Raw genomic sequence first — 12,522 nt, forward strand, 5'->3', positions numbered from 1 at the left:
AATCTCCCCAACGTCACGACCGTCGCCGCCCCGCGCCGGTATACTTGGCTACTTTGCCCTTGCCAGCCGCTCCCCACCGCCACATGGTGACATCTCTCATCGTCCGACTCGTTGCGTGGTCGGTGCGCCGCCCCGTCTGGGTCGTCGTCCTGTCGCTCGTCATCGCCGCCTTCAGCGGCGTCTACGTCGCGCAGCATTTCAAGATCAACACCGACATCAGCAAGCTCGTCGATGCGGAGCCGCAATGGGCCGCGCTCGGGCAAGCCGTCGACAAGGCGTTCCCGCAACGCAACGGCACGATCCTCGCGGTCGTCGAGGCGCCCGCGCCCGAATTCGCGACGGCCGCCGCGCACGCGCTGACCGAAGCGCTGCAGAAGGACGCCGCCGCCGGCCGCATCGGCCCCGTCGCCGAGCCGGGCGGCGGACCGTTCTTCGAGCACAACGGGCTGCTGTTCCTGTCGCCGCAGGACGTCACCGATACGACCGCGCAGCTCGCGAGCGCGCGCCCGCTCGTCAACGAACTCGCGAAGAACCCGAGCCTCACCGGGCTCGCCACCACGCTGTCCACCACGCTCGGCCAGCCGCTCCTGACCGGCCAGGTGAAGCTGCCCGCGATGGCGAAGCTGCTCGCGCGCAGCGCCGCGACGGTCGACGACGTGCTGGCCGGCAAGCCGGCCGCGTTCTCGTGGCGCGCGCTGGTCGACAACGATGCCGCGCGGCAGCCCGCGCGCGCGTTCGTCACCGTGCAGCCGGTGGTCAACTACGGCGCGCTGAAGGCCGGCGCGGCGACGAGCCAGGTGATCCGCGACGCGGCCCGGTCGCTCGACCTCGAGAAGCGCTACGGCGCGGCCGTGCGCCTGACCGGCGAACAGCCGCTCGCCGACGATGAATTCGCGTCGGTCGAAGACGGCGCCGCGCTCAACGGCGTGCTCACGCTGCTCGCCGTGCTCGTGATCCTGTGGCTCGCGCTGCGCTCGAAGCGGATGATCGGCTCGGTGCTCGTCACGCTGTTCGTCGGCCTCGTCGTGACGGCCGCACTCGGCCTCGCGATGGTCGGCTCGCTGAACATGATCTCGGTCGCGTTCATGGTGCTGTTCGTCGGCCTCGGCGTCGATTTCTCGATCCAGTACGGCGTGAAGTACCGCGAGGAACGCTTCCGCGATTCGCGCATCGATCACGCGCTGATCGGCGCCGCGCACTCGATGGGCATGCCGCTCGCGCTGGCCACCGCGGCCGTCGCGGCGAGCTTCTTCTCGTTCATCCCCACCGCGTATCGCGGCGTGTCCGAGCTCGGGCTGATCGCGGGCGTCGGGATGTTCGTCGCGCTGCTGACCACGCTCACGCTGCTGCCCGCGCTGCTGCGCCTGTTCGCGCCGCCGGGCGAATCGAAGACGCCGGGCTTTCCGTGGCTCGCGCCGGTCGACGATTACCTCGATCGCCACCGCAAGCCGATCCTGATCGGCACGCTCGCGGTCGTGATCGGCGCGCTGCCACTGCTCGCGTTCCTGCATTTCGACTTCAACCCGCTGCACCTGAAAGATCCGAACAGCGAATCGATGGCGACGCTGCTCGCGCTGAAGGATTCGCCGGAAGCCGCCGTCAACGACGTCACGCTGCTCGCGCCGTCGCTCGCGCAAGCCGATGCGGCCGCGAAGCGCCTCGACGCGCTGCCCGAAGTCGGCCGCACGACCACGCTGTCGACCTTCATCCCCGCCGACCAGCCGGCCAAGCGCGCGGCGATCGCCGCGGCCGCGAGCGAGCTGCTGCCCGCGCTGACGCAGCCGGCCGCGCCGCCCGCGACCGACGCGCAACGCGTGGCCGCGCTCAAGCGCGTGTCGGATCTGCTGAGCTATGCAGCCGAAGATCACCCCGGCCCGGGCGCCGCCGCCGCGCAGCACCTGTCCGCGTCGCTCGCGAAGCTCGCCGCCGCCGACAGCGCGACGCGCGACCGTGCCGAACGCGCGTTCTCCGATACGCTACGCATCGCGCTCGACCAGCTCGCTTCGCTGCTGCAGCCGCAGGACATCACGCGCGAATCGCTGCCGCCGCAAGTCGTGCGCGACTGGGTCGCGCCGGACGGCCACGCGCTCGTGCAGATCTCGCCGAAGGTGCCGAAGGGCGTCGACCCGAACGACGACACGATGCTGCGCCGTTTCGCCAAGGCCGTGAAGGCCGCGGAACCGGGCGCGACCGGCGGGCCGATCTCGATCCTGCATTCGGCCGACACGATCATCAACGCGTTCCTGCATGCGGCGCTGTGGTCGATCATCTCGATCACGATCCTGCTGTGGGTCACGTTGCGCCGCTTCGGCGACGTGCTGCGCACGCTGGTGCCGCTGCTCGTGTCGGGCATCGTGACGCTCGAGATGTGCGTCGTGCTCGGCATGTCGCTGAACTTCGCGAACATCATCGCGCTGCCGCTGATGCTCGGCGTCGGCGTCGCGTTCAAGGTGTATTTCGTGATGGCGTGGCGCGCGGGACAGACGGGGCTGCTGCATTCGAGCCTCACGCATGCCGTGCTGTTCAGCGCCGCGACGACGGCGACCGCCTTCGGCAGCCTGTGGCTGTCGCATCATCCGGGCACGTCGAGCATGGGCAAGCTGCTCGCGCTGGCCCTGACCTGTACGCTGATCGGCGCCGTGGTGTTCCAGCCCGTCCTGATGGGCAAACCGCGCGTCAAACGCGCCAAGAACCAATCGCAAGGAATCAATGAATAAGGTGCGAATCATTGCGGCGACCGTCGCCGCCAGCGCGATGCTGACCGGCTGCGCGACGGGACCGAACCGCAATCCCAACGACCCGCTCGAGCCGATGAACCGGGCGATGTACAAGTTCAACGACACGGTCGACACGAACATCGCCCAGCCGATCGCGAAGGGCTACCAGAAAGTCACGCCGACGCCGGTACGCACCGCGATCAGCAACTTCTTCTCGAACCTCGGCGATCTCGGCAACATGGCGAACAACCTGCTGCAGTTGCGCATCACCGATGCGACGCAGGATCTGATGCGCGTGGCGATGAACTCGGTGTTCGGCGTCGCCGGCCTGATCGACATCGCGACGCCGGCCGGGCTGCCGAAGCATCACCAGGATTTCGGACTGACGATGGCGCGCTGGGGCATGCCGTCCGGCCCGTATCTCGTGCTGCCCGTGTTCGGGCCGAGCACGATCCGCGACGGCGTCGGCCGCGCGGTGGACGTGCGCTTCAACCTGCTGAACTACATCGAGCCGGCCGCGCGCAATCCGATGTACATCGCGCAGTTCATCAGCGCGCGTTCGGACCTGCTCGGCGCGACCGACCTGCTGAAGCAGGCCGCGCTCGATCCGTATTCGTTCGTGCGCGACGCGTACCTGCAGCAGCGCAAGTCGCTCACGTACCACGGCCAGTCGGCATCGGCCGCGGCGCCGAACTACGCGGAGCCGGGTGAAGCCGGTGCGGTGCCGGCGGCTACGCCGACCATGCCGGGCGGCTTGCCGAACTACGAGGATCCGGGCGAGTCGGGCGGCGCATCGGGCGCCACGCCGAACAACGCACCGGCCGCGCCGGGATTGCCGCAGTACGACGATCCGGGTGCGGATAGTGCGATGCCCGCGAGCGCGCCGGCGGCTGCATCGGTCCCGGCATCGTCGGGCGCCACGACGGCGCCGGCCGCCAACGGCGCGCCGATCGCGCCGGCGATGCCGACGCTGCCCGCGAGCAATCCGGCCGCGCAGTAACGCCACCACGGCGACCGCGCAAGAACAAAGCGCGCTGCATCATGCAGCGCGCTTTTTTTGTCCGCGCAAAACGCGAAGAGGGGAGAAAAAGCGGCGCGCGCCGCTCAAACGATCCGCATCGCGCCCGCCCGCTCGAACGCGTGCCGGGCCTGGATCAGCGTCGTGCGCGCCGCGCGCGCATCGCTGGCGACCTGCAGCAGCGGGCCGAGCTGCGACGGCTGCTTCAGCAGTTCGCGCAGGATCGGCAGGATCGCCGTGCTGCCGTCGTCGCGCAGGCCGGCCGTCGCCGCACGCGGCAGCGTGCGCCACGCCGGATCGACGATCGCGCGGCACACCGCGAACGGCACGCCGCGCGCGGCCGCGAAGGCCGCCGCGATGTGCGACTCCATGTCGACGGCCAGCGCGCCCTTCGCGTGATGCAGCGACGCCTTGTCCTGTTCGCTGACGACCGGCGCGCCGACGGCCGCCATCGTGCCGCGCGTGACGCGCGCCCACACCGGCGTGTCTTGCAGCGCGGCGACGAGCCGCGCGCTCCAGCCCGCATCGGTCTCCACGCGGCCGAACGGCCCGTCGATCGCGTTCGCGATCACGAGCGCACCGGGCGCGAGATCGGGCGCGAGGCCGCCCGCCGTGCCAAAGCTCACGATACCCGCGCAACCGTGCGCGGTCGCATCGGCGAGCGCGCGCTCGAGCCGGTCGGCCCGCGCGGCGAACACCGCCTCGACGCCGTCACCGCGTGCGATGCGCGCCTCGAACGCCATCCCCGTCACCGCGATGACGGGCAATGCGCCGTTGTGCTGCGTCGTCGCCACGCGTTACATCCCGACCGTCACGCGCGTCGCGTTCGCGCGCTTCAGGTTGCGGTAGCGCGCGAGCGCCCACAGCGGGAAGAACTTGCGATAGCCGTGGTAGCGCAAGTAGAACACGCGCGGGAAGCCCGTCGCGGTGAAGCGCGTCTCGTCCCACAGGCCTTCTTCGTTCTGCTGGGCAACCAGGTAGTCGACGCCGCGCGCCACGGCCGGGTTGTTCACTTCGCCGGCCGCCATCAGGCCGAGCAGCGCCCAGGCCGTCTGCGACGCCGTGCTCGGCGCCTGCTCGTAACCGCGGTAGTTCAGCTTGTAGCTGTCGCCGTCCTCGCCCCAGCCGCCGTCCTTGTTCTGGATCGACAGCAGCCACTGCGCACCGCGCTTCATGCGCGGGTCGTCCGGCGTCAGGCCGGCCGCGTTCAGCGAGCACAGCGCGGTCCACGTACCGTACACGTAGTTCATCCCCCAGCGGCCGTACCAGCTGCCGTCCGGCTCCTGTTCCTTCAGCATGTAGTCCAGCGCGCGGCGGGCCGGCTCGCTGTTCAGCGGCGTCTCGCCGAGCTGCGACAGCATCGACAGGCAGCGCCCCGACACGTCGGCCGTCGGCGGATCGAGCAGCGCGCCGTGATCGGAGAACGGAATGTTGTTCAGGTAGTACTGCGTGTTTTCCGGTTCGAACGCGCCCCAGCCGCCGTCGCTGCTCTGCATGCCGACGACCCATTCGCGCGCCCGCGCCATCGATTCGCGATACGTGTCCGATTGCGTGAGCTTTTGCGCGCGATCCATCGCCATCACGACCACGGCCGTATCGTCGACGTCCGGGTAGTGCGCGTTCGCGTACTGGAACGCCCAGCCGCCGGGCCGCACGTTCGGGCGGCGCGAGATCCAGTCGCCGCGCACGTCGAGGATCTGCAGCGGGCGCAGCCATTCGAGGCCGCGCAGCACGGCTTCCTGCGCACGCGCATCGCCGGTTTCGAGCAGCGCATGCGCGGCGAGCGACGTGTCCCACACCGGCGACAGGCACGGCTGGCAATACGCTTCATCGTCGTGCACGACGAGCAGCTTCTCGACCGACTTGCGCGCGATCGCGCGGTTCGGATGATCTTCCGCATAGCCGAGCGCGGCGTACATCATCACCGAGTTGGCCATCGCCGGATAGATCGCACCGAGGCCGTCCTCGCCGTTCAGGCGCTCGTCGACGAACGACACGGCCTGGCGGATCGCGCGTTCGCGCGTGTAGCTCGGGAACAGCCCGTCGACCGCGCGCAGCGCATGGTCGACCACGCGGAAGAACGCGAACCAGCCCGGGCTCTGATGCCCCTGGCGCGGCAGCAGCCCGGCGTTGACCGGCGGGTCGATGAACAGCTCGTCGATGCGCACGCCGCGCGGGTTCTTCGCAAGCGGTCGCTTCGCGTTCAGCACGAGCAGCGGCACGATCACGGTGCGCGCCCAGTACGACACCTTCGACAGGTGGAACGGGAACCACTGCGGCAGCAGCATGATCTCGACCGGCATCATCGGCACCGCGCGCCACGGAATCGCACCGTACAGCGCGAGCTGGATGCGCGTGAACACGTTCGACATCTCGGCGCCGCCCATCGCGTGGATCGCGCGGCGCGCGCGCTGCATGTGCTCGGCATTCTCGTCGTCGCCGATCACCTTCAGCGCGAAGTAGGCCTTCACGCTCGCGCTGATGTTCGGCGCACCGTCGGTGAACAGCGGCCAGCCGCCGTCGGCCTGCTGGATGCGGCGCAGATACTTGCCGATCTTCTGTTCGAGCTCGAGGTTCGGCGTCTCGCCAAGATAGTGGACGAGCAGCACGTATTCGGCGGGAATCGTCGAATCCGCCTCGAGTTCGTAGACCCAGTGGCCGTCCGCTTGCTGCGCGGCCAGCAGCGCGTCGGTCGCCCGCGCGACGGCCGCGTCGACGCCGGCCGGCACGGCGCCGGCGGACAAGGTAGCCATTTCGGTGAGATCGTTCATCGGTCCCTCTCTTTATTGCGTCTGGAGCACGTCCGCGGCCAGCTGGCCGGAACGGATCGCGCCCTCGATCGTGGCGGGCAAGCCGGTGGCAATCCAGTCGCCCGCCAGTACAAGATTGGTCCAGCGCGTACGCACGGCCGGACGTTTCATTTCCTGCGACGGCACCGCCGCAAAGCCCGCGCGCGGCTCGACGACGAGCTGCCACGCGGGGATGGTTTCCGGGTTCGCGCCGGTCACGCGCGCGACGTCTTCCCAGATGCGCCGCGCGAGCGTGTCGCGCGGCATGTCGAGCCAGCGGCCCGCATCGCGGATCGTCGCCGCGAGCTGGCCGTCGCCGCTCCGCACCGCATCGACGACGCCGTTGACGACGGTCGTCTGCAGCGGATGGCCGGCCGACGCTTCGACCGCGAAATACGCGGTCACGACCGCGCTGAACGTGTCGGGCGCGGCGAGTTCCGGCACGAGCGGCTGCGCGACCTCGGGCGGCACGGCCAGCACGACCGCGTCGCCCGGCGCGAGATCGATGCGCTCGCCGCCGATCGACACCGCATCGACCGCATTGCCGTGCGCGCCGAACTCGAACGCGTCGAGCCGCGAATTCAGGCGAATCTGCGCGCCGCCGTACTGCAGCATCCGCAGCGCCGGTTCGACGAACGCGCTGCCGAGCCCGCGGCGCGCGACGCGCGGACGGCAACCGGGGCCGCCCGCGGCGAACGTGCCGCACAGCGCGGCGCGCGCGAGCTCGGCGCTCGCGTGGCGCGGCTCGATATTCAGTACCCCGAGGAAGTACGGCCGCAGCCAGCGATCCCACAGCACGCCGTCGCATCGCATCGTCTGCGCGAGCGAGCGGCCCGTGCGGGCGAGCGCGAGCGGCGCAAGCGCGAGGTAGTCGAGCGGCGTCGTGCCCGGCGCGCGCGACGCGGCATCGAACAGCCACGACGGCCAGCGGCCGTTGCCGAAGCGCAGCGTCCAGCGCTGTTGCGACGCGATGTCCATCACCGGGAATTCAGCCAGCGCGGGCCCGGCGAGCTGATCGGCCGCGCCGATCGCGCGCAGGTAGCGCTGCGTCGCCGGCTGCCCCGCGAAAACCGTGTGCAGCCCGCTGTCGAGCGTCGTGTTCAGCGTCCCGTCGAACCACGACCGGCAGCGGCCGCCGGCGTGCGCATGCGCATCGTGCAGCACGATGCGCCGCCCGCGCCGTTGCAGCTCGACCGCGGCCGACAAGCCCGCGAGTCCTGCGCCGATCACATGGACGGTTCTGGGCATCGCGTCGGTCGACTCAGAACAGCGCGTAGCGCGCGGCGATCATCAGCATGCGCGCCTTCGGCTTGCGCAGCGGGGCGCGCGGCGCGGCAAAGCCGCGTGCGATCGCGGCCTCGAGAATGCAGCGATACGCGCCCGACATGATGCGCGGCGCCTTCACCTGCGCACGCGGGCAGGTATCCATCACCGCGTCGGCCTGGCGGAAATGCTCGAGCGCGCGCTCGACGAGCGTCGCGCACACGCGCGGCAGCGCCGGATCGCGCACGATCGTCGCCGGATCGGTGATCGCGATGCCTTCGCGCGCGAGCAGTTCGCGCGGCAGGTAGCAGCGGTTGATCGCCGCGTCGTCGTCGATGTCGCGCAGGATGTTCGTCAGTTGCAGCGCGCGGCCGAGGTGGTGCGACAGCGTGATCCCTTCGGCTTCCGGCATCCCGAAAATCCTCACCGACAGCCGGCCGGCCGCGCTCGCGACGCGGTCGCAGAAGAGGTCGAGCGTCGGCTCGTCGGGCGCGCAGATGTCTTCCGCCGCGTCCATCGCCATCCCGTCGATCATCGCGTGGAAATCGTCGCGCTGCAGGTTGAACGCGCGGATCTCGCGATCGAGCGCGGCCAGGTGGCGCGGCGGGCGGCCGGCGAAGCATGCGTCGATGTCCGCGCGCCAGCGATCGAGGCCCGCGTTGCGCTCGGCGCGCGGCAGGTCGCTGTCGGCGATGTCGTCGACCGCGCGGCAAAACGCATAGACCTGGAACATCGCATCGCGCTGCACGGCCGGCAGGATGCGCATCGCCAGATAGAAAGAACTGCCCGATGTGACGGCAGCGGCGTCGGTTTCTTGTTCGTCCACGACGGAATGGGAAACGGCCAAGACGAGCTCCACGGAGACACCCACGCGGGGCGATTGAAGAAGCCATGCCCGGCTGGGATGGTCAGGGCGTCGAATGCGTGCGAGATATGCGAACGATCGACGCAGACAGGCACAAATTACCGGCCGGAAGCCGGAATTGGCCGAAAGTATAGCAATCTTTGAAGTTCGATGGCGGACACGCGCCCTGTCTGGCGGGGCGTTCAGCGCTGTCGGGAGGCCCGCACAGCCGGCCTGGGCGAACCGGCGCCGCGCGGTGCGTCAGCCGTAGACGATGTCGCGCTGCAGATCGAGCGCGATGAGTCCCATTTCGCGCGTGAGCTGCAGCATCGAGCGGCGCTCGAGGCGCGAGCCCATGAAGCTCGTCACGCGGCCGTCGGGCTCGGCGGTGAACTGGAAAACCGCGCCGCCGGTGCCGAACCACGCGCCCGGCACGTCGGGCGATTCCTGCCAGTCGATCTGCTCGAACACGCGCGCGATGCCCGCCCGCACCACGTCGCCCGGGCCGATCGGCGGCGCGATGTCGCCCAGGTCGTCGAGCGAATAGGGGCCGGGTTTGTTCGGCTTCCGATAGAAGAGATAGTCGACGTTCATGGGGCGCAATCGCAGGTAAAGCAACAAATTAGCGCGCTTCGGCACAAATTCAAATCGGATCCCGACGAAATGTGGCCTGCGCGACACAAAGGGACGGATCGTTGCCGGCATCGAAACGCGCCGCGCGATCGCGTCTCGATGCCGGCCGGTTCGTCTAAGATGACACCTTTCCCGCAAAAAATACGGACACCATGGAGACGCACGACACCGCCACCCCGCAGGCCGATCATCCCGTTTTCGTGCTCGTGCACGGCGCGTGGCATGGCGCGTGGTGCTACGCCCACGTCGCGGCCGCGCTGGCCGCGCGCGGTTACCTGTCGATCGCGCGCGACCTGCCCGCGCACGGCATCCATGCCCGCTTTCCCGCGTCGTATCTCGCCCGGCCGCTCGACCAGGACGCGTTCGGCGCCGAGCCGTCGCCGGTCGCGAACACCACGCTCGACGAATACGCGACGCAGGTGATGCAGGCCGTCGACGACGCGTACGCGCTCGGCCGCGGCAAGGTCGTGCTGGTCGGGCACAGCATGGGCGGCCTCGCGATCACGGCGGCCGCCGAACGCGCGCCGGAGAAGATCGCGAAGATCGTCTATCTCGCGGCGTTCATGCCCGCGTCGGGCGTGCCGGGCCTCGACTACGTGCGCGCGCCGGAAAACCAGGGCGAGCTGCTCGGCCCGCTGATGCTCGCGAGCCCGCGTGTGGCCGGTGCGCTGCGCGTCGATCCGCACAGCGGCGACACCGCATATCGCGAACTGATGAAGCGCGCGCTGTACGAAGACGTGCCGCAGGCCGATTTCGATGCGGTCGCGAACCTGATGAGCTGCGACGTGCCGGCCGCGCCGTTCGCGACCGCGATTCCGACGACCGCCGCCCGTTGGGGCGCGCTCGACCGTCACTACATCAAGTGCCTGCAGGATCGCGTGATCCTGCCCGCGCTGCAGCAGCGCTTCATCGACGAAGCCGACGCGTTCGCACCCGGCAACCCGACCCACGTACACCAGCTCGACAGCAGCCACTCGCCGTTCGTGTCGCAGCCGGCCGTGCTGGCCGGCGTGCTCGCCGACATCGCGAAGGGTTGAGCAGGGCGGGCGCGGCCGGTCACGCGTACGCGACCGACCGATCGCGCCCGAGCCGCTTCGCGCGATAGAGCGCGGCGTCGGCCTCGTTGACGAGCACGTCGCAGGTCAGCGCGCCGGCTTTCGCGCACGCGCCGCCGACGCTCGCCGTGACCGGCACGCTGACGCCCTCGGCGTCGACCGGCAGGCTGCCGATCGCGTCGCGCACCTTGTCGGCCACCCGCATCGCCTCGTCGAGATTCGTGCACGGCAGCAGCAGCGCGAATTCCTCGCCGCCGAACCGGCCGAACGTATCCTGTCCGCGCACGATCGACGCGACGCGGCGCGCGGTTTCGCGCAGCACGGCGTCGCCCGCCGCATGCCCGAAGCGGTCGTTGATCGTCTTGAAGTGGTCGAGATCGAACAGCAGCACCGACAGGTCGCCGCCGTAGCGCTGCCAGCGCGCGAATTCGTCGCCGAGCCGCGCCTCGAAGAAGCGCCGGTTCGCGATGCCGGTCAGCCCGTCGCGATTCGCGTGTTCGCGCAGCTTCGCGACCGCTTCCTCGCGCTCCCGTTGCATCACGCTCACATGCGTGACGTCCGAGATCGTCACGCACACGGCCTCGACGTCGCGGCCGCGCGTGAGCGGCATGAACGTGCAGTCCTGCTGCATGTAGTCGACGCCGCCCGTGATCGGCCGGTCGTGCTCGAAGCGAAACAGGTAGGGCCGCTGCTCCCACGAGCTGAACGCGAAGCTGCCGAGCTGGAACACGCTCTCGAGCTTGCGCGACAGCCACGCGTGCGGCAGGTCCGGAAAGCAGTCGAACAGGTTGCGGCCGATCACGTCGGCGGCCGGGATACCGCTGTGGTCCTGCATGAAGCGATTCCACATCAGGACGGTCATCGAACGGTCGAGCACGAACAGGCCGAAGCCGACCCGCTCGATCACGAGGTCGCTCAGCGACGGGGCGGCGGCCGTCATAGCGCGGACAGCAACGCGTCGAGCGCGTCGCCCATCAGCCGGATCGAATCCTCGGCCATCAGCATCACGAAATGCGCGCGGAACGTGTGGTCCTCGAGCCCGAAGTTCACCTCCAGCAGCAGCGCGACGCTCCACCCGAGTTCGTTCGGCTGGAACACGTCGTCGAACGACACGTTCGCGCCGAGCAGCCCCGGCGGAAAGAACACGGGCTTGCGGCCGAGTTCGTCGAGGATCGACGCGACGCACGCGCCCATCAGCACATTGGCGACGTCGAACACGAGCTCGTCCGGCGTCGCCATCCCGCCGTACACGCCGTCGCCGAACGTGCGGTCGACGACCGACATGAGCCGCGCGACGCCCGCCGTGCGGCACAGCACGATCGCCTCGCCCTTGATGTCGGAACGGAAGCCCTGGCGCACGGCGGTCACGTTGTCGTGGATGCCCGTCATCTCGCGCAGCGCGTCGCCCGCGTCGGCCGCTTTCACGACGCGCACGCGCGGCACCGACAGCTCGATGAAATGCCCGAGCAGCAACGCCAGCCGCGCGGCGGCGCGGCCCATTGCAAGGTTGGCGATCTCCTGCAACGCGTCGCGTTGCTCCGCCGTGAACACCGATTCAGGCATACAACCCATACTCCTTGAGAATGGGCAGCAATGCCTCCGACGTCACGGGCTTGGCAACGAATGCGATCGCGCCCAATTCACGCACGCGTGCTTGCGCCTGCGGCTGGATATCGGCGGATACCACGATCACGAACGTGTTCAGATCTTCGTGGCGCAGTGTTTCCAGGACCTGATATCCGCTCATGTCGGGCATCGTCAGGTCCAGAAACATCACGGAAGCTTTGCCGTCACGATAGAGCGCCAAGGCCTCGCGACCATTCGCCGCATACGCGACGTCAACGTCCCAGTCTCCCGGCAGCGCCTTTGTCAGAAGTTTGCGAGCGAGCAGCGAATCGTCGGCAATTACAATCGGCAAAGGCATGGGGCGATGCGGTATACGGAATGGTCTCTCTCGCGTTAACGACCGCGCGGCGCACTTCTTTAGTGCCATGCGTTTCGGGCGCGGGCAACCGCCTTGCGGCCGCGCACGGGCGCCGCGACGCAGATGCGCGCGACGCACCGCGCGGCATCGCCGGCGGGCGCATATATCTGTCATAGGGAAAGCAAGGCGCGATTCTCGGAGTAAACCGGAGGCGATGCAACTCGCCATTTTCACCATTTCGGACAGAATCGATCCGATCGCGGGCCATTCCGAAAACAG

Annotated in this window: 11 protein-coding genes; 3 read left to right on the top strand and 8 right to left on the bottom strand. The window is 69.2% G+C overall.

The window, feature by feature from the left end:
- The first annotated feature begins 83 nt into the window (after positions 1–83).
- A complete protein-coding gene (locus DFS13_RS17210; protein WP_006496238.1) occupies positions 84–2,717 on the top strand; it encodes an MMPL family transporter in 2,634 nt (877 codons plus the stop codon).
- On the top strand, positions 2,710–3,717 hold the full coding sequence (locus DFS13_RS17215) for a VacJ family lipoprotein (protein ID WP_034203112.1): 1,008 nt from the start codon (positions 2,710–2,712) through the stop codon (positions 3,715–3,717). The genes DFS13_RS17210 and DFS13_RS17215 overlap by 8 nt, the downstream gene beginning before the upstream one ends.
- Positions 3,718–3,821: 104 nt before the next feature.
- Here DFS13_RS17215 and DFS13_RS17220 read toward each other — a convergent pair whose 3' ends face one another.
- From DFS13_RS17220 to DFS13_RS17240, 5 genes are all read right to left on the bottom strand, one after another.
- Complete coding sequence (locus DFS13_RS17220) at positions 3,822–4,529, bottom strand: phosphorylase (protein WP_006496236.1); 708 nt, start codon at positions 4,527–4,529, stop codon at positions 3,822–3,824.
- A 3-nt stretch (positions 4,530–4,532) separates the two neighbouring features.
- Positions 4,533–6,506 (bottom strand): squalene--hopene cyclase, encoded by a 1,974-nt coding sequence (gene shc, locus DFS13_RS17225; protein ID WP_006482092.1) that lies wholly within the window; start codon positions 6,504–6,506, stop codon positions 4,533–4,535.
- Positions 6,507–6,518: 12 nt separating this feature from the next.
- Positions 6,519–7,772, bottom strand: coding sequence for a hydroxysqualene dehydroxylase HpnE (gene hpnE, locus DFS13_RS17230; protein ID WP_012493654.1), 1,254 nt, complete (start codon positions 7,770–7,772; stop codon positions 6,519–6,521).
- Positions 7,773–7,785: 13 nt separating this feature from the next.
- Positions 7,786–8,634, bottom strand: a complete 849-nt coding sequence (gene hpnD, locus DFS13_RS17235) for a presqualene diphosphate synthase HpnD (protein WP_006485179.1) — start codon at positions 8,632–8,634, stop codon at positions 7,786–7,788.
- A 258-nt stretch (positions 8,635–8,892) separates the two neighbouring features.
- Positions 8,893–9,225: a hypothetical protein gene (locus tag DFS13_RS17240; protein ID WP_034203111.1), complete on the bottom strand. Its 333-nt coding sequence runs from the start codon at positions 9,223–9,225 to the stop codon at positions 8,893–8,895.
- Between the two features lie 191 nt (positions 9,226–9,416).
- On the opposite strand from DFS13_RS17240, the gene DFS13_RS17245 reads away from it, so the two are divergent.
- Complete coding sequence (locus tag DFS13_RS17245) at positions 9,417–10,301, top strand: alpha/beta fold hydrolase (protein ID WP_034203110.1); 885 nt, start codon at positions 9,417–9,419, stop codon at positions 10,299–10,301.
- Positions 10,302–10,320: 19 nt separating this feature from the next.
- On the opposite strand, the gene DFS13_RS17250 is transcribed toward DFS13_RS17245, so the two are convergent.
- Genes DFS13_RS17250 through DFS13_RS17260 form a run of 3 tightly spaced genes read right to left on the bottom strand, consistent with a single transcriptional unit; the run spans position 10,321 to position 12,243 of the window.
- Positions 10,321–11,259 (bottom strand): GGDEF domain-containing protein, encoded by a 939-nt coding sequence (locus DFS13_RS17250; protein ID WP_006485173.1) that lies wholly within the window; start codon positions 11,257–11,259, stop codon positions 10,321–10,323.
- Positions 11,256–11,882 carry a chemotaxis protein CheC gene (locus DFS13_RS17255; RefSeq protein WP_006496234.1) on the bottom strand — a complete coding sequence of 209 codons (627 nt, stop codon included), beginning with the start codon at positions 11,880–11,882 and terminating at the stop codon, positions 11,256–11,258. Before DFS13_RS17255 ends, DFS13_RS17250 begins: the two co-directional genes overlap by 4 nt.
- Positions 11,875–12,243 (bottom strand): response regulator, encoded by a 369-nt coding sequence (locus tag DFS13_RS17260; protein ID WP_011548759.1) that lies wholly within the window; start codon positions 12,241–12,243, stop codon positions 11,875–11,877. Before DFS13_RS17260 ends, DFS13_RS17255 begins: the two co-directional genes overlap by 8 nt.
- Positions 12,244–12,522 lie beyond the last annotated feature (279 nt).

It is taken from the genome of Burkholderia sp. 28_3 (assembly GCF_003253915.1).
GTDB classification, from domain to species: Bacteria; Pseudomonadota; Gammaproteobacteria; order Burkholderiales; family Burkholderiaceae; genus Burkholderia; species Burkholderia cenocepacia.